14 protein-coding genes and 1 tRNA gene are annotated in these 15694 nt (G+C 70.0%); 2 read left to right on the top strand and 13 right to left on the bottom strand.

Translation table 11 applies throughout. The features are described 5' to 3' along the window. Nucleotides 1-12: 12 nt before the first annotated feature. The 5 genes from D0Y53_RS08655 to D0Y53_RS08635 form a co-directional block, all read right to left on the bottom strand. Nucleotides 13-1209, bottom strand: a complete 1197-nt coding sequence (locus D0Y53_RS08655; RefSeq protein ID WP_117202833.1) for a type II secretion system F family protein — start codon at nucleotides 1207-1209, stop codon at nucleotides 13-15. A 4-nt stretch (nucleotides 1210-1213) separates the two neighbouring features. After that, on the bottom strand, nucleotides 1214-2689 hold the full coding sequence (locus tag D0Y53_RS08650; protein WP_117202832.1) for a GspE/PulE family protein: 1476 nt from the start codon (nucleotides 2687-2689) through the stop codon (nucleotides 1214-1216). After that, a complete protein-coding gene (gene gspD, locus D0Y53_RS08645) occupies nucleotides 2686-4734 on the bottom strand; it encodes a type II secretion system secretin GspD (RefSeq protein ID WP_158550626.1) in 2049 nt (682 codons plus the stop codon). The genes D0Y53_RS08650 and gspD overlap by 4 nt, the downstream gene beginning before the upstream one ends. A gap of 7 nt (nucleotides 4735-4741) precedes the next feature. Then, nucleotides 4742-5608: a type II secretion system protein N gene (locus tag D0Y53_RS08640; protein WP_158550625.1), complete on the bottom strand. Its 867-nt coding sequence runs from the start codon at nucleotides 5606-5608 to the stop codon at nucleotides 4742-4744. A 298-nt stretch (nucleotides 5609-5906) separates the two neighbouring features. Then, nucleotides 5907-7535, bottom strand: a complete 1629-nt coding sequence (locus D0Y53_RS08635; protein WP_117202829.1) for an Ig-like domain-containing protein — start codon at nucleotides 7533-7535, stop codon at nucleotides 5907-5909. A 136-nt stretch (nucleotides 7536-7671) separates the two neighbouring features. Here D0Y53_RS08635 and D0Y53_RS08630 point away from each other — a divergent pair, with 136 nt between their 5' ends. Both D0Y53_RS08630 and D0Y53_RS08625 read left to right on the top strand, forming a co-directional pair. Then, the gene (locus tag D0Y53_RS08630; protein WP_117202828.1) at nucleotides 7672-8322 is read left to right on the top strand and encodes a helix-turn-helix transcriptional regulator; all 651 of its coding nucleotides are present in this window, start codon (nucleotides 7672-7674) and stop codon (nucleotides 8320-8322) included. 162 nt (nucleotides 8323-8484) lie between these two features. Next, nucleotides 8485-8571: transfer RNA gene (locus D0Y53_RS08625), tRNA-Leu, on the top strand. Between the two features lie 84 nt (nucleotides 8572-8655). On the opposite strand, the gene D0Y53_RS08620 is transcribed toward D0Y53_RS08625, so the two are convergent. The 8 genes from D0Y53_RS08620 to D0Y53_RS08590 all read right to left on the bottom strand — a co-directional run bounded on the left by D0Y53_RS08620 (nucleotide 8656) and on the right by D0Y53_RS08590 (nucleotide 15529). Beyond that, nucleotides 8656-8841 (bottom strand): carbon storage regulator, encoded by a 186-nt coding sequence (locus tag D0Y53_RS08620; RefSeq protein ID WP_117202827.1) that lies wholly within the window; start codon nucleotides 8839-8841, stop codon nucleotides 8656-8658. A 356-nt stretch (nucleotides 8842-9197) separates the two neighbouring features. Continuing rightward, complete coding sequence (locus D0Y53_RS13270) at nucleotides 9198-9389, bottom strand: YegP family protein (RefSeq protein ID WP_117202826.1); 192 nt, start codon at nucleotides 9387-9389, stop codon at nucleotides 9198-9200. A gap of 243 nt (nucleotides 9390-9632) precedes the next feature. Next, nucleotides 9633-10463 carry a hypothetical protein gene (locus D0Y53_RS12700; protein ID WP_147319046.1) on the bottom strand — a complete coding sequence of 277 codons (831 nt, stop codon included), beginning with the start codon at nucleotides 10461-10463 and terminating at the stop codon, nucleotides 9633-9635. Nucleotides 10464-11567: 1104 nt separating this feature from the next. Further along, the gene (locus tag D0Y53_RS08610) at nucleotides 11568-12041 is read right to left on the bottom strand and encodes a hypothetical protein (RefSeq protein WP_117202825.1); all 474 of its coding nucleotides are present in this window, start codon (nucleotides 12039-12041) and stop codon (nucleotides 11568-11570) included. Then, the gene (locus D0Y53_RS08605) at nucleotides 12038-12232 is read right to left on the bottom strand and encodes a PspC domain-containing protein (protein ID WP_117202824.1); all 195 of its coding nucleotides are present in this window, start codon (nucleotides 12230-12232) and stop codon (nucleotides 12038-12040) included. The genes D0Y53_RS08610 and D0Y53_RS08605 overlap by 4 nt, the downstream gene beginning before the upstream one ends. A 187-nt stretch (nucleotides 12233-12419) precedes the next feature. Next, a complete protein-coding gene (locus tag D0Y53_RS08600) occupies nucleotides 12420-13490 on the bottom strand; it encodes a class III poly(R)-hydroxyalkanoic acid synthase subunit PhaC (RefSeq protein WP_117202823.1) in 1071 nt (356 codons plus the stop codon). Then, on the bottom strand, nucleotides 13487-14725 hold the full coding sequence (gene phaE / locus D0Y53_RS08595; RefSeq protein ID WP_117202822.1) for a class III poly(R)-hydroxyalkanoic acid synthase subunit PhaE: 1239 nt from the start codon (nucleotides 14723-14725) through the stop codon (nucleotides 13487-13489). The genes D0Y53_RS08600 and phaE overlap by 4 nt, the downstream gene beginning before the upstream one ends. A 186-nt stretch (nucleotides 14726-14911) precedes the next feature. Beyond that, entirely contained in the window at nucleotides 14912-15529 is a 618-nt protein-coding gene (locus D0Y53_RS08590) for a CDP-alcohol phosphatidyltransferase family protein (RefSeq protein WP_117202821.1), read from the bottom strand. Nucleotides 15530-15694 lie beyond the last annotated feature (165 nt).

The raw sequence follows: 15694 nt of genomic DNA, 5'->3' as shown, positions 1-15694 counted from the left end.
GCTGTGCGCACCTCATGCGACGAGTTGGTTCATTTCGAAGACCGGCAGCAGGATCGCCAGCACGATGAACAGCACCAGCGCGCCCACCAGCAGGATCACCGCCGGCCCCAGCGTGGCCATCGCCACCGAAGCGGTCAGGTCGAGTTCGCGCTCCAGCTGCGCGGCGGCCTCGTCCAGCATCGAATCCACGCGTCCCACGCGTTCGCCGCTGGCGATCATGCGCAGCGCCACCGGCGGGAAGCGCGTGTCGCGCGACAGCGCCTGCGCCAGCGGCGCGCCGGCGCGGACCTGCACCGCGACGCGCTCCAGCGAGGCGCGGATCAGGCTGTTGCCGACCGTGTCGGTGGCCAGCCGCAGCGCCTGCAGCAGCGGCACCGCGCTGGCGGCCAGCATCGCCAGGGTGCGCGCGAAGCGCGCGCAGTCGATCGCGATGAGCAACCGCCCCAGCCACGGCAACGCCAGCAAACGCGCATCGCGCCAGCGCCGGAACCCGGGGCGCCGCCAGCCGCCGGCCACTGCCGCCACCCCAAGCAGCAGCAACGGCCCCGCCCAGTACGCCTGCGTGCCGAGCACGCGGCTGGCACCGAGCAGCAGCCGCGTGGGCAACGGCAGCGCCTGCCCGCTGCGCAGGAACACCGCGGTCACCTCCGGCACCACGTACAGCAGCAGGCCGGCCACGACCAGCAACGCGACCAGCAACAGCAGCGCCGGATAGGCGAGCGCGCCGAGCAGCCGCCGGCGCAGCGCCTCGCGGCTCTCCAGGTGCTGCGCCAGGCGCAGCAGCACCGGCGCCAGATGCCCGGACTGCTCGCCGGCGGCGACCGAGCCGCGGTACAGCGCATCGAACGTGCCCGGGAAGTCGCCCAGCGCCAACGCCAGCGTCGCGCCCTCGCGCACCCGCGCCCGCAACGCCATCGCCAGCACCCGGGCGCGACCTTCGACGCCGTCGGCGAGCGCCGCCAGCGCCTCGTCCAGCGGCAAGCCGGCGCCGACCAGGGTCGCCAGCTGGCGGGTCAGCAGCACCCGGCCGCTGGCGCCGAGCCGCGGCTGCCGGCGCCCCGCCGCGGCGCCGTCGACCTCGTGCACGGCCAGCGCCGCCAGCGCGCGCTCGCGCAACTGCACCCGCGCGCCGCGCGCGGTGTCGGCCTGCAGCACACCCTTGCGTACCCGACCGTCGGCATCCAGCGCCTGGAATTCGTAGGCGGGCATGCGCTCATTCCTCGCGGGTGACGCGCAGCACTTCCTCGACCGAGGTCAGGCCGGCGCGCAGCTTGTTCCAGCCGTCCTCGACCAGCCCCGGCGCGCGCTGGCGCGCCAGCGCGGTCAGGGCGACCTCGTCGGCGCCTTCGTGGATGCCGCGGCGGAAGGCGTCGTCGACGACCAGCATCTCGTACAGGCCGGTGCGGCCGCGGTAACCGGCGCCGCGTTCGGCTCCCGGCAGCGGCCGGCGGAAGCGCAGCTCGGCGCTCCAGGGCTTGCCGAAACAGGCGCACTCGGCCGGCGTCGGCGGATACGCCTGCGACTGCGCCGGGTCGAGCGTGCGCACCAGGCGCTGCGACAGCACCCCCAGCAACGCCGCCGACACCAGGAACGGCTCCACCCCCATGTCGCGCAAGCGGGTCACCGCGCCGACCGCGGAATTGGTGTGCAGCGTGGACAGCACCAGGTGGCCGGTCAGCGCCGCCTGGATCGCGATCTGCGCGGTTTCCAGGTCGCGGATCTCGCCGATCATCACCACGTCCGGGTCCTGGCGCAGGATCGCGCGCAGGCCGCGGGCGAAGCTCATGTCCACGCGCGGGTTGACCTGGGTCTGGCCGATGCCGTCGAGGTAGTACTCGATCGGATCCTCGACCGTGAGGATGTTGCGGCTGGCGTCGTTGAGCCGCTGCAGCGCGGCGTACAGGGTCGTGGTCTTGCCCGAGCCGGTCGGGCCGGTCACCAGCAGGATCCCGTGCGGACGGTGGATCAATCCGTCCAGTTGCGCGCGCAGCTGCGCCGGTAGGCCCAACGCATCCACATCCAGGCGCCCGGCCTGCTTGTCGAGCAGGCGCAGCACCACGCGCTCGCCGCCGGCGCCGACCGGGATCGTGCTGACGCGCACGTCGACCGGGCGCCCGGCCACGCGCAGCGAGATGCGCCCGTCCTGCGGCAGCCGCTTCTCGGCGATGTCGAGCCGGGCCATGACCTTGACCCGGGACACCACCGCCGGCGCGATCGCCTTCTGCGGCGCCAGCACCTCGCGCAGCACGCCGTCGACGCGGAAGCGCACCGCCAGCCGGCTCTCGAACGGCTCGATGTGGATGTCGGACGCGTTCTGCCGGATCGCCTCGGTGAACAGCGCGTTGAGCAGGCGGATGATCGGCGCGTCGTCCTCGCTCTCGAGCAGGTCCTGCGGCTCGGGCAGGTGGTCGGAGAGTGCGCCGAGCCCGGCGGCATCCATGTCCACGGCGATCGCGCGGGCGTCGTCGCCGTCGCCGTAGAGCTCGCGCAGCAGGGTCTCGTAGGCGTCGGCGGAACGGCCGTCCAGCCGCAGGGGCACGCCGCAATGCCGGCGCAACTCGGCGAACACTTCCGGCGCCACCCCCGGCCGGTGCGCGATCCGCGCCGCGCCCTCCTCCCAGCCGGCGAGCGTGGCGCCGTGGCGCTTGGCGAAGGCGAACCCCGGCCGCGGCGGCAGTGCGTCGGTCATGGCGCCGCCGGCGTGGCTGCGGCTGCGGGCGCATTTGCGGCCGTGGAGGCCGCGGTCGGTGCGGGCGCGGCCTGCGGCGCGGCTGCCGGGATCGCGGCGGCCGCGGCCGGCAGCGGCGGCAGCAACGGCAAGGCGCCGCCGCGCACACGGCCGTCGTAGCGCGCGCGGCCCTGCAGCTGCTGCAGGCGCAAGCCGTCGTAGCGGGCGCTGGACAACGCCGCCCCCGCCGCGTCGTCGCGCAGGATGATCGGGCGCAGGAAGATCATCAGGTTGCGCTTGCTGCGGCTGGCCTGGCGCGACTTGAACAATCCGCCCAGCAGCGGGATCCGCGACAGGCCCGGCACGCCCTGCACCGACTCGGTGACCTCGTCGGAGGACAGGCCGCCGAGCACCAGCAGGCTGCCGTCGGCGACCTGCACGGTGGTGCTGATCTCGCGCTTGTTGGTGATCAGATCGACCGCGCCGGCCGACTGCGTCGGCGACAGCGACGAAACTTCCTGCACGATCTCCATGCGCACGCTGCCGCCGGCGTCCACGTGCGGCGTCACCTTGAGGATCAGGCCGACGTCCTTGCGCTCGATCGTCTGGAACGGCGTGGGGACGTTGTTGCCGGCGCCGGGGGCGGTGGTGCTGGCGTAGGCGCCGGTCAGGAACGGCACTTCCTGCGCGACCTTGAACTCGGCCGGCTGGTTGTCCAGGGTGATGACGCTGGGCTGCGACAGGATGTTGGCGCGGCCATCGCCGCGCAGCGCGCGGACCAGCGCGCCGATCTGCAGCACGTCCAGCGTGGTGCCGTTGGGGCCGGGGATCTTCAGCGTGCCGCCAACGTAGCCCAGGTTCAGTCCCGGGCCGACGTTCAGCGGATTGACCATCGCCCCGAGGATGCCGCCGACGCCGCCGCGGCCGGGGAAGTTGGTGCCGCCGATCGCGCCCTCGCCGAGGCTGCCGTCGGCGTTGTCGGCCGAGGTCGCCTGCCACTGCACGCCCAGCTCGTCGGCCAGCTCGTCGGAGACCTCGGCGATCACCGCCTCCACCATCACCTGCGCGCGGCGCACATCGAGCTGCCGCACCACCGAGGCGAGATCGCGGAACACCGCCGGCGGCGCGGCGATCACCAGCGCATTGGTCTCGCTGTGGAAGCCGATCGTCGCGGCCTTGGCGCCGTCCTTGTCGCCGCCGGCGGTCAGCGTGGCCGCGACCGTTTCCAGCAGCGGCGCCAGCTCGGCCGCCTTGGCGTTGTGCAGGTAGATCACCTGGGTGTAGTCGCCGTCGGTGATCGGCGTGTCCAGGTGCGCGACCAGGGTCCGCAGGCGCAGTCGCTGGCCCGGGTTGCCCGACAGCAGCACCGAATTGCTGCGCGCGTCGGCGACCAGCCGAGGCGCGCCGTCGCCGCCGCCGGCCGCGGCCGGCGCCTCCAGCTGCGCGAGCGTGCGCGCGATGTCCGCGGCATTGGCGTGCTCCAGGGTGATGACCTCGACCTCGTTGCCGGACGGCGTGTCGATGCGCGCAATCAGCCGCGCGAGGCGCTCGACGTTGGCCGCGCGCTCGGTGACCAGCAGCCGGTTGCCCTGCGCGGAAATGCGCCCGCCGGGCGAGATCAACCGCTGCAGCAACGCCGCCAGCTCGGTCGCCGACACCTCGCGCAGCTCGACCACCCGGGTCACGATCGCGTCCGGCCCCGCGGACAGCGCGGCGCGCCCGTCGACGGCGGCGGCCGCTTCCGGCAGCACCTTCCACATGCCGCCGGAAGGCACCACCGCATAGCCATGCACGTTCAGCACGGACGTGAACACGCTCCAGATCTCGTCCTGCGACATCGGCCTGGCGGCGACCACGGTGACCTTGCCCTGGACCTTGGGATCGACGATGAAGCCGCGGCCGGTCATCTCGCTGACCGCCTGCACCAGGACATTGATGTCGACGTCCTTGAGGTTGAGCGTCGCCCGGGTCGGCTCCGCCGCGTGCAGCGTCCCCGGCACGCCCGCCGCGAGCATGCCCAGGGCCAGCGCCAGGGCCAGCAACCCGCCGGACAGCAAGCGCCTCATCGCGCGCTCACCGGCCCACACGCACGGTCTGCTCGCGACCGTCGCGGCGCAGCACCAGGGTGGCGCCGCCGTCGCGCAGGCCAGCCTGGAGCGCGGCATCGAAGCCGGGGCCGTCGACCGGGTGGCCGTCGACCGCGGTGACGACATCGTCGCGCCGCAGGCCCACGCGTTCGAGCAGGGCCACGTCGGGCGCCGAAATCCGCGCTCCGACGACGCGGCCGTTCTCGAGCACCGGCAGGATGTTGGCCTGGCTGGCCAGCAGCGCCATCCCGACCGCCGCCGTGCCCGGCGCCGCCAGCGCGGGCGTAGCGGCCGGCGCAGGTACGGCTGCCGGCGCGGACAGCGCCGCTGCCGCCGACGATGGTCCGGATGCCGGCTGCGACGGCGCCAGCGCGCCGGTGGCATCCGCGGCCGCGGCACGCTTGTCGCTGAGCGCCAGCGACTCGCGCCGGCCCTGATTGCGGATCACCACATGGTCGGCATGGATCGCGTCCAGCACGCCGCCGCCGGGCAAGGTGTCGCCGACGTGGTAACCGACATCCTGCTGCTCCTGGCCGGCGATCACCGCGGTGGCCAGGCCGGGAACCGTGCTGCCGACGATGCCGCGCAAGGTCAGCGCCAGCGTCGTCGCCGCGATCTGCCCGTCGCCGCCGGACACGCCGAACAGATGCCAGCTGGCGAGCGGTTCGGGCGCGCTCGCGACCGCGATCGTCGCGCCCGGCGCGTCGACGAGGGGGAGTTGCGCCTCGCTGACCGCCAGCACCAGCAGCCGCGCCAGCAACACCACCACCAGCGCGGCGGCGAGGCGCAGCGCCCAGAGCGCGGCGACCGGGGATTGCGGCAGGCGCTGCAGGGAGTCGATGGGACGGATCATGGCCTCGGGTCCGTGCGGACGTCTGCGATGGATGGATGCCGCCCGTGCGGCAGGGCGCGCGGCGCGCGGGGCTTGCGCCATCCGCAGCACGCCCCGCACGCACCGGCATGGCGAATGCAGCGACCTCTCCCGGACCGCAACCCGGTCCGGGAAAGGCCCCACCTGCCCCGCGGGGATACCGGGGCGGGTGGATCGAACCGCACGCACGGACCGCTGCCGCGATCCGTGCGTGCCTGCCTGCAACCACAACGACTTGCAACAAACGCAACAACAACATCAACCACAACCACCACCGCAACTACAGGGACTTCAGGTACTGCGCCACATCCTGGATCTCGGCACTGGTCAGGCCGAGCGACTTCTTGCTGTTGTAGGCCGCCACCACATCGGCCAGCGTCGCCGCCGAGCCGTTGTGGAAGTACGGCGGGTGCTGCCAGACGCCGCGCAGCGGCGCGGTCCGGTACTGCTTGGTCGCGGTGCGCGAGGCATAGCTCGGCACACCGGCAGCTTCCGGCTCGCTGGCCACTTCGCTCGGGTCGTGCAGGCGCTCGTTGGCGTCGGTGAACTCCGGGCCGCTGTGGCAACCCACGCAACCGGCCTTGCCGTTGAACAGCGCCTCGCCGCGTGCCGCGGCCGCCATGTCGAAGCTGCCCGCGGGCGGCGGCGGCGCCAGCAGCGTCAGCTGGTAAGCCTGCAGGGCCGGCAGCTTGCTGCTGATCAGGTCGTCGGTGCCGTTGGTGACGCTGATGCCCAGACGCGGCTCTGTGAAGGTGCCGTGCCCGCCCATCTGGGTGACGCCGACGTAGCGGTTCCAGTAGGCGATCTCGTCGCCGTCGCCGGTGGCGGTGACCTTGTGGATCCCGGCCAGGCCGAAGGCCGGCGAGATCACCTGCGGGCCGTTGATGCCGTCGAAGTTGAAGCGCGGGTCGTACTTGCCCTTGCCCCAGGAGGCATAGACCGCCTTCTGTGCGGGCGTCAGCGCCGGCGACAGCGAGATGATCAGGCCCGGATCGAGGTCGCGGTTGGGCCAGCCGTCCAGGCGCTTGCCGATGCCCGGCGCGAACGAGTCGTCGACGGTGGAATGGCACAGCGCGCAGGTGATGCCGACGCGGGTCAGCGTGTCCTTGCCGTTGACGCTCTCGACCGTGCCCTTGACGCCGACCACGGCGTTGAGCTTGAGCAACGCGATGGTGGTGTCGGTGCTGGTCAGGCTGATGCTGCCGTCCTGGATGCCCGCGACGACCGCCGCCGGCAGCGCCTCGGCGTCGACTTTCAGGCCGACGCTCAGCGCCGTGGTCGGATCGACCGCCGCGGCGATCACCTCGTGCATGCGCAGGGTGTCGCTCCACTGCGTCTCGTCGCCGAAAGTGTCGTAGCGGAAGATCTGCTGGCCTTCGGCGGCCACGGCCGGATCGACGGTGGTGCTGAAGCTCCAGCTGAAGTTGCCGGCCAGGGGGACGCCCATGCTGTCCTTGGCCGCAGTGGTGACCGTCGCGGTGCAGGTGGTGGCGGCCGGCAGCATCGCGTCCGGAGTCAGGGTCGCGGTGTGGCTGGCGTCGGTGTAGGTCACCGTGCCGGTCACCGGCGTGCCCTCCGGACAGGCCAGGGTGAAGCTGGTCGCGGTCAGCGAGGCCGCGTCCATCGAGCGGTCGAAGCTCACGCTGATAGCCGCCGTGTTCAACGCGTCGCTGGAATCGGCCGCCGGCACGGTCGCGGTGACCGTCGGCGGGGCCGGCGGGGTGACGAGCCCGCCCAATCCATTGCCATCGCCGCCGCAGCCGGCCAGCAGCGCGCCCGCCGCCAGGGGCAGTAACCAGCGGACCGCACCGCGCCCGCGCGGCTGGCCCGCGCCGCGTGCCTGGATGCCCCCACCACCGGCATCGCACGCTGTGGAAATCGAACTCGAAACCCTGCTGTGTGTGCTCATACGCCCTCCTCCGTCGGAGACTGGACGCTAGGGCACCCGCGAAATATATGAAATTGCTTTATGTCTAAAGGGGGGACCTGCGCTACCCTGTCCCGGTCCGCCCGGCTCTCCGCCGCCGGCATGACCAAGGAATCCGATGCTGGGCACCCTCGGAACCCGCCAGCAGGCCCTGCTCCGATTGTTGCTGGAACACAAGGCCGGGCTGACCACGGAAGAGCTCGCGACGCAGCTGGGGATCACCCGCACCGCCGTGCGCCAGCACCTGGCGGCGCTCGGCAGCGGCGGGCTGGTCGCCACCGGCCCCCACCGCGCCTCCGGCGGTCGCCCGCAGCAGCTCTACGTGTTGTCGGAAGCCGGCAAGGAGCAGTTCCCCCGCGGCTATGCCTGGCTGGCGGAACTGATCGTGGACTCGATCAAGCAGGACGCCGGCGCCCCCGGCCTGCGCCAACGCCTGCAGGCGCTGGGGGCCCGGGTCGGCCGGCGCCTGCGCGGCCAGGGGGCGGAGTCGAAGACCCCGCAACAGGCGGTCGCGGCCCTGACCGGGATCATGGAAGGGCTCGGCTACAGCGCCAGGGATACCGGGACCGACGCCGACACCCCGACGATCGAAGCCAGCAACTGCATCTTCCACACCCTGGCGATGAAGGACCCGGACATCTGCCAGTTCGACCTGGCGATGCTGTCGGCCTACACCGGCCGCCGCGTCGACCACCAGGAATGCATGGCCCGCGGCGGCAACGTCTGCCGCTTCCGCTTCCACCGCAACGACGCCGACGAACAAGGCTAGTGCCGCGGTGCCCCGGCGCGGCCGGCGCGGCCGCGCCTGCCGGCGACGGCCACAATCGCGCCCCCAGGCAAGCTGATTGCAGCCCGCGCGCAAGCTGATGGCGTGGCCGCGCGCCCCCTGCCCGGCGTGCCCGACGACTGCTCGGCTATACTTTGCCGCCGCGCCGGAGTGGCGGAATCGGTAGACGCAGCGGACTCAAAATCCGCCGGTGGCAACACCGTGAGGGTTCGAGTCCCTCCTCCGGCACCAATAAAAACAAGGGCTTGCGAGCAATCGCAGGCCCTTTGCCTTTAGCTTGTCGGCCTGCGGCCCGTACACGGCCCGTAGGGCGCGCTATAGGGTGCTACGGGCCTCGCTGGCCCTGCGGGGTACCTTGCGGGCGTCGTCGCGGCGCACGGCCACAGCGCGCGGCGCTTGCACCCCTAGCACCACCCGGCCCCCTTCGACGCTGACGACCGTGACCGTTACGTCGCCCCCGATGACCAGCGCCCTACCCGACTTGCGAGTTAGCAGCAGCATTCCACGCTCCCTGTGTGGCCTTGTCGGGCATCGTACTCCGCTGGCGCGGGCCGCTACCTGTGGTCTCCGTCCGTGCGATCTAGCTGGCCGATGCTGGCCCAATGATGACCCCGTCCGAAGTTGATGCCTGGAACGCGGCGCACCCTGTCGGCACTCTGGTAGAGGTGAACCGAGCCGACGGATCTACTTACGTAGCAAGGACTAAGGGCCTGCTTCGTCTGTGGGGTGATTGGGAGGTCGTAGAACTAGAACGCTACGGCGGGGGGTGCATTCGACTTGATCGATTGCGAGTGGTGGCAGATCACCCGTAAACCTCCAACCCGAAACCGGGTTGGAGGGTGAGACGACTCTCGCAGCTACAGGTCGTAGAACTCCGGACCGCCGCTAGATCCCTTCATAATCTGGATCGAACGCGTACAGTCACTACGAGCGACATAGGACTCGCTACTCCGCGCGATGGCCTTCCCATTCGACGCGTAGTAGATCCAATACCACTGACCGCTAGAGTCTTTCTTTTGCCAGTAACACGGGTACGTAACAGTAGCCATCTTCTTTCTCCTACACGGCATAGCCGCTGGCGCCACGGGGGTTGGCGTTAACACGCCCCGTAAACGCTTGAGGTAATATAGGAGTGGTCTAGGGCGGGCTTACAAGGCTTACGCCCTAGGCCACAGTGGTATCTACCACGGCCACAACAGCGTTCTCTGTCCAGGAGTCGCCGCTGTTGTGGCCTTCTTCGTTCAGCCGGCCCCCGTTCGGGCAGATGGCGAAATCAGGGGCCGTGAACCCTCCTATTCATTGGCGACCTCCTCGCTGTCATCCGGGTAAAGCCAGTTGATACTCGCCTCGAACGCCTTGATCAGCCGCTGGCGCTTCGCAGCAGTCATGCCCGTCCCTTCAGGGGGCAGGTCGCGAATCAGCCCGTAGATTGCAGGTGGAATCTCTGCGTCTTCCGCAGGTCGCCCGCCTCCAGCATAAGTGACCACCGGAAGCGGAGGGAGCGGAGGGAGCGCACTATTAGCGTGATCACCAGTGGCCGATGCCCCCTGAGCCGGTGAAGAAGTCGACGACTTGGCATTCGCTGCCAGAGGCAGAACTAAGCGCCCGCGCCCGGCTGCGTCGAAGAATCCAGCGCTTTCGGCCGACTCCTGCATTGTGCGGATTGCGTTCTTGACCTGCGCGGGCACCACCTTGAAGCCGACCCGAAGGAGATTTTCCAGGCCTTCGTTGGTCGGCAGCGGCTGCCCCTTGAACCGTTCGTAGACCTTCTCGAACAACTCGACATTCAGGAACGCTTGCGCCTTCGCGCGCTGCGCGTCTGACGCGTGTACCGGTGCATAGATGCTCGACGCGAGCTGCGTAGGCCGGAGCATTCCCCCCATCTCTTCCACGAGCCCGAACATACGTGCAGCGCCGAGCTTTGAAAGGAAGCCGCCATTCTTCACGCCGCTGTACCCCAGCATCGGAGCCAGTTGCTCGCGCGTGCAGCTACCGCCCGCCTTCTGGTGGATTACTTCAGCGACTTCGATAGCCGAGTCGAGACTGTAGTAAGGGAAGGACACCGCGCTGCGAGGGCGCGCAGTTTTCTTCGGCTTAACGGGGACCAGGGACCCTGTTTCCATGACATATCTCCGAAGGCGGGGATGCCTACGGTGTGGATCATGAGGGCCGCGTCGTCCGGTGTCAACCGGGGCGGCGCGTTTGTCAATACGCCAAAAACGACTTCACGTGAAACATAGATGTTCCACGTGAAGTGTAAACACCTTGTTTAGCGCCAATTCTCATGCTTTGAGACTACATAGGTACTTAGGAATTCCTATCTATCTTGGCGTTACGAGACGTATGCCGAACCCTGCGTCCTATGTTTAGACAACTTGCTTCTACACTTTATGTGTCCTCAGTCGCACTTTGATGCCCTTATGTATCAATGACTTATGAATCTTCTTATTCCCTAACTTGTGACGTTACCTATACGTCCAAAATTACTTATCGGACCCATACCACATCTAGCTCCCGCACAGTCTCCGGCCGACTCAGCCCAAAGACCGCAAGGGCCAACGCCAAGACCAGGTCATCGTGAGCGCCCTCCCGAGCGTTGAACGTGGCATTGCCCGAGTCGGTGAACCGCACGCGGAAGTCCTGCAGCTCCCTCAGCAGCACTGGGCCCCCCAGCCCGCCGGCCGGCGACTGCGCGAGGTTGGAGGTTTGTCGCTTCGGGTATTTCTACAAGCGCCGACTCACTTGCCCGGAAGCCGGTGGCCCGGCCTGTGCGGGACCGTCGGCGGCATGGATGCCGCCGAGGAGCCTACAGGGATGTATTCACGGCGTGTCCCGCACAGGCCGGGCTACCGGCTTCCCCCCGCGGAAGTTCCCGCTCGCGGGAGAAGCCTCGTTTCTGTCCACGTCGATCCCGCAACGCACCGAGTTGCGAATGCAAATCCCGCGCCGTCATGCTGCTGACTCGACTGCGGGAAGGCATGCCGCGCTGTGATGCGATCAGCCACGATGTCATCGTGTGCGCCGCCCGCACGCAAGCCCGATAGCGTTGGGTTCCCCCACAAAAGTGAAGGCCCAGTCTCCCGAGGTTTCCCTCGGTCGGCTGAGCCTTCGTGTCGGAGCTGTTGAGACCTGCGCCGGCTTTTCTCCGGCTTGCGCCGTTGGTCCGCCTTTGCTGACCTCTTTTTCTCCGACGGCCGCACCCTAGCGCGGTGCCTGTTATTCCCGCGTCAAGAGCAACGACCGTTCGTCGGCCGGTGGTCGCGGCCGCTCCAGGGCCACCAGCCGCGGCCGGACTGCGCGTAGCGGTCGGCCGCGCGCTCGAAGCGGTTGCGCGCGCTGATGCCGCCGCTGAGCAGGTACAGCGGCAGGAACAGCGGCCCCAGCGCCATGTACTGCAGCACGTGCGCGCGCTCGTGGTCGGCGAGCACGATCGGCGCCTCCTGCGCGTGCCCGTCGCGGTGCGCGTAGGTCGCGCACGGCGAGTCCAGCGTGTCGCCGGTGTGCAGGATGACGTTGCCCAGGGTCAGCGCGCCGCCGGGACCCCACGGCATGCGGTGGAACACGAGCGCCAGGTCGTGCGGACGCAGATGCGCGTGTGCGCCGAACGCGAGGCCGAGGGCGCCGGCGACCAGGCCGAGCGCGGTGTTGGGCGCGGTCCACAGCACGCCGAGCACGCGCAGCGCCCGCCACAGCGGATTCATTCCTCGGGCATCAGCAGCCACAGGATCAGGTACACGAGGATGCCGGGGAATGCGGCCGACGCGATCGAGACGATCACGTAGATCACGCGCAGCAGGGTCGAGTTCCAGCCGAAGCGCTGGGCGATGCCGCCCATCACGCCGGCCAGGACGCGGTCGGTACGGGAGCGGGTGAAGGGACGCGAAGGGCTCATGCGCGAGGGTTCCGCATCGGGACGCGGCGCCAGTCTAGCGCGGTCCGGCGGGCCGGACCGTCCGCCCGACAAGCCACAGGGCTGACGCCGCCTGCGGCTGCGCGCCACATTGCTGCGCCTGCGTTGCGGCGGCCGGCGTCGCTCCCGGCGGGCACACGGCATCGCGGTTCGGCCGCGCAGGGCGCGCTCAGCGCGCGCGCTGCGCCAGCCAGTCGTGGATGGTCTGCGGCACCTGGGTCTGGGCGCGGCTGGAGACGTAGATGCCGATGTGGCCGCCGCGGAACGACAGCTCGGTGTAGTCGCGGCTGCCGATCAGGCCCTTGAGCGCCTGCGACGCCGCCGGCGGCACCAGGTGGTCCTGCTCGGCGTAGATGTTGAGCACCGGCATCGCGACCGCGCGCAGGTGCACCCGGCGCTCGCCGATGGCGATGTCGTCGTTGACGAAGCCGTTGCCCTGGTAGAACTGCTTGATGAACTCGCGGAACGCCTCGCCGGCCTGGTCGGGCGAATCGAAGATCCACTTCTCCATGCGCAGGAAGTCCTCGACCGCGCGCTTGTCGTCGAGGATGTCGATCAGGCCGACGTACTTCTGCAGGTTCAGCCGGAACGGCTTGAGCATCAGGTAGCTGTAGTTCATCAGGTCCGCCGGCACGTTGCCCAGCGTGTCGACGAACAGGTCCACGTCCAGCTCCCGCACCCAGTTGGACAGCATGTTGTCCGGGGTCTGGAAATCCACCGGCGTGACCATGGTGATCAGGTTGGCGATCTTGTCCGGGTGCAGCGCCGCGTAGCACAGCGAGAACGCGCCGCCCTGGCAGATACCCAGCAGGTTGATCGCATCCAGGCCGAAGGCCTGGCGCAGGTGATCGACCGCGCCGCCGAGGAAGCGCTCGATGTAGTCCTCCAGCGTCAGGTAGCGGTCGGAGCGGTCCGGGTAGCCCCAGTCGATGATGTACACGTCTTCGCCGCGCGCCAGCAGGCCCTTGACGATCGAGCGGTCGGCCTGCAGGTCGACCATGTACGGGCGGTTGACCAGCGCGTAGCTGATCAGCAGCGGGATCCTGGCGGTCGGCTTGCCGTCGCCGCGGAAGCGGTACAGCACGACCTTGCCGTCGCGCCAGACCTCCTCGCGCACGGTGGCGCCGTAGTCCACGCCCTCGACCTCGCGCAGGGTGCCCAGGCCGGCGCCGAGCTTGGCCTGCAGTTGCAGCGCTTCGCGGGCGAGCGTCTGCGGGGTGATGTCGAGCGGGCCGGTCATCGCGGGGTCCTCTTGGACGGCGTCTTCGTCGCCGGCACTTTCTTCGCCGAGGCTTTCTTCGCCGTGACCTTGCGCGCCGCGCCTGTCGCGGCGCTGGCCGCGGCCGGTGTCGCACGCGCGTGCCCGGCCGGCTTGGCATCCGCGTGATTTGCCGATCTGGCGCCGGTGCGACTTGCCGGCTTGGCATCTGCGCGACTTGCCGACTTGGCACCTGCACGACTTGCCGGCTTGGCATCTGCGCGACCGGCCGGCGGAGCGACCGCAGCCACGGCACTCTCACCGCCGGACCCGGAGCTGTCGGCACGACGGCCGCGGCCGGCCGCCTGCGCTGCGGCGGACGCTTGCGGGTCCGCGGCCGCAGCGCGCAGCCGTCGCACCACCCGCTCCAGTTCGGCGATCTTGCGATGCGCGGCATCGACCTCGCTGCGCGTGGGCATGCCCAGCAGCGCGCCGGCCTGCTCGACCTCGCGCTGCACGCCCTGGCGCAGGCGCATCTGCGCGTTGGCCAGGGCGCCGTAGACCTCGCGGAACTCCGGCGACAGCGCGATCCCGGCATAGGCCTCCTCGGCGGCGTCGATCCACAGGTCGAACAATGCGCGCGCCGAGCTCAGCTGCCGCCCAGGTTCCTCGTGCTCGGCGAGCTTGCTTTCGAACACTTCGAAGGCGCGCTGCAGCGCCTTGAACATCAGCGCGTTGTAGGCGGCGTTGCGCTGCTGGTAATCGAGCTGCGCCTGCAGCAGCTGCTGCCGCCGCTCCTGGTGCTCGCGGCCGAGGCCGAAGGCCGGCAGCCCGAGCCAGCTGCCGGCCTCGCGGCGCATCGCTTCCAGGTACGGCGTGGCGTCCTCGATCCACTGCTCCAGGCCCTGCGCGCCGCGCCCGCGCATGGCGCGGAACAGCTCCGGGAACGGGTTGTCGCCGATCGCGCCCAGGGCCCGCTTCCATTCCGCGGCGATGTCGGCGGCGCCGGCCGGCTGGCCGGCGAACTGCGCCGTCAGCTGCTGCATCTGCCCGAACCAGCTCCGTGCCTGCGCGTTGAAGCGCTCGACCGCGGCGTTGGCCTCGGTGCGGCCGCCGTGCGCGAGCTGGCTCCACCAGTCGATCGCGTCCTGCCAGCCGGGCACGCCGGCGGCGTCGGCATGGGCGCCGGGCAGGCCGCGACGCATCGCCTCGCCCCAGGCATTCCAGTACTGCCGTGCCAGGGCTTCGAAATCGCCCGGTCCCTGCGTGTTCGCCATGCATCCTCCTGGGTTGCGCCCATGCTAGCGCCGCGTCTGTTGCACTGCCACGTCGCAGGCCGGATCGGCGCGGGGCTGCGGGATGCAGGACCCGATCCGTGTCGATGCGTTCGCTGGTCGATCAGGCCCGCCCGGGGCCTGCGGATCCGACCGCCTCGCGGGCCGGACGGCCGCCCGCAACCCGCCCTACGGTTTCGGGATGCGCAGGGTCTTGCTGATCATCAGCGAGCCCGACAGCGCGTACACCAGCACCAGCGGATGCAGCAGCCACGGCCCGAGCCGGAATTCGCCGAACCACAGGTCGGCGCCGAGGCGGCCGGAGAAAGCCGCCAGCGCCAGCAAGCCGACGATCACCACACTGGTGGGGATCGGCGTGCCCTCGAAATACTTCACCTTGCCTTCCTCGCCCGAGAGCGACTCGGCGGTGACGTTGTAGCGCGCCAGCCGGCTGACGCCGCAGCCGACGAAGTACGACAGCACCACCCAGTCCCAGCCGCCCTGCAGGCCGCAGGCGTAACCCAGCGCCGCCGGGGCGACGCCGAAGGAGATCACGTCGGCCAGCGAGTCCAGCTCGCGCCCCAGCGTAGAGGCGACCTTGCGCCAGCGCGCGATGCGGCCGTCGAGCGCGTCGAACACGAACGCCAGCGGGATCAGCGCCATCCCCCACAGCAAATCGGCGACGATGCCCTCCTGCAAAAAGCGCATCGCCGCGAAGATCGCGCCGGTGCCGCAGAAAGCGTTGCCCAGGGTGAACCAGTCGGCGAGCTGGAACTCGCGCAGCATCGAGAAATGGCGCTTGGGCATCGGCGGTCCGGGCATGACGACGGCGACAGGGTGCCAAAGCCGGCGTGAAATCGGCAACTGCGGAGTTCCGCGGCATGGGTTGCCAGGACGCACCCCTCACCCTGGTTCGCTGCGCGAACCTGTCCCTCTCCCCGCAATCGGGGCGAGGGTGAGCCGGGCCGCGGG

This window comes from Cognatiluteimonas weifangensis (genome assembly GCF_003416885.1).
Classification (GTDB): domain Bacteria; phylum Pseudomonadota; class Gammaproteobacteria; order Xanthomonadales; family Xanthomonadaceae; genus Cognatiluteimonas; species Cognatiluteimonas weifangensis.
The sequence above is the reverse complement of the archived record's forward strand: the minus strand, read 5'-3'. Positions and strand labels throughout refer to the sequence as shown.

What these genes read in the sequence shown, in the direction of transcription:
- D0Y53_RS08620 (WP_117202827.1), bottom strand. Translation starts at nt 8,841, where the DNA reads ATGCTGCTGCTAACTCGCAAGTCGGGTAGGGCGCTGGTCATCGGGGGC.
- D0Y53_RS08650 (WP_117202832.1), bottom strand. Translation starts at nt 2,689, where the DNA reads ATGACCGACGCACTGCCGCCGCGGCCGGGGTTCGCCTTCGCCAAGCGC.
- D0Y53_RS08605 (WP_117202824.1), bottom strand. Translation starts at nt 12,232, where the DNA reads ATGAGCCCTTCGCGTCCCTTCACCCGCTCCCGTACCGACCGCGTCCTG.
- gspD (WP_158550626.1), bottom strand. Translation starts at nt 4,734, where the DNA reads ATGAGGCGCTTGCTGTCCGGCGGGTTGCTGGCCCTGGCGCTGGCCCTG.
- D0Y53_RS08590 (WP_117202821.1), bottom strand. Translation starts at nt 15,529, where the DNA reads ATGCCCAAGCGCCATTTCTCGATGCTGCGCGAGTTCCAGCTCGCCGAC.
- D0Y53_RS08630 (WP_117202828.1), top strand. Translation starts at nt 7,672, where the DNA reads ATGCTGGGCACCCTCGGAACCCGCCAGCAGGCCCTGCTCCGATTGTTG.
- D0Y53_RS08640 (WP_158550625.1), bottom strand. Translation starts at nt 5,608, where the DNA reads ATGATCCGTCCCATCGACTCCCTGCAGCGCCTGCCGCAATCCCCGGTC.
- D0Y53_RS08655 (WP_117202833.1), bottom strand. Translation starts at nt 1,209, where the DNA reads ATGCCCGCCTACGAATTCCAGGCGCTGGATGCCGACGGTCGGGTACGC.
- D0Y53_RS12700 (WP_147319046.1), bottom strand. Translation starts at nt 10,463, where the DNA reads ATGGAAACAGGGTCCCTGGTCCCCGTTAAGCCGAAGAAAACTGCGCGC.
- D0Y53_RS08635 (WP_117202829.1), bottom strand. Translation starts at nt 7,535, where the DNA reads ATGAGCACACACAGCAGGGTTTCGAGTTCGATTTCCACAGCGTGCGAT.
- phaE (WP_117202822.1), bottom strand. Translation starts at nt 14,725, where the DNA reads ATGGCGAACACGCAGGGACCGGGCGATTTCGAAGCCCTGGCACGGCAG.
- D0Y53_RS13270 (WP_117202826.1), bottom strand. Translation starts at nt 9,389, where the DNA reads ATGGCTACTGTTACGTACCCGTGTTACTGGCAAAAGAAAGACTCTAGC.
- D0Y53_RS08600 (WP_117202823.1), bottom strand. Translation starts at nt 13,490, where the DNA reads ATGACCGGCCCGCTCGACATCACCCCGCAGACGCTCGCCCGCGAAGCG.
- D0Y53_RS08610 (WP_117202825.1), bottom strand. Translation starts at nt 12,041, where the DNA reads ATGAATCCGCTGTGGCGGGCGCTGCGCGTGCTCGGCGTGCTGTGGACC.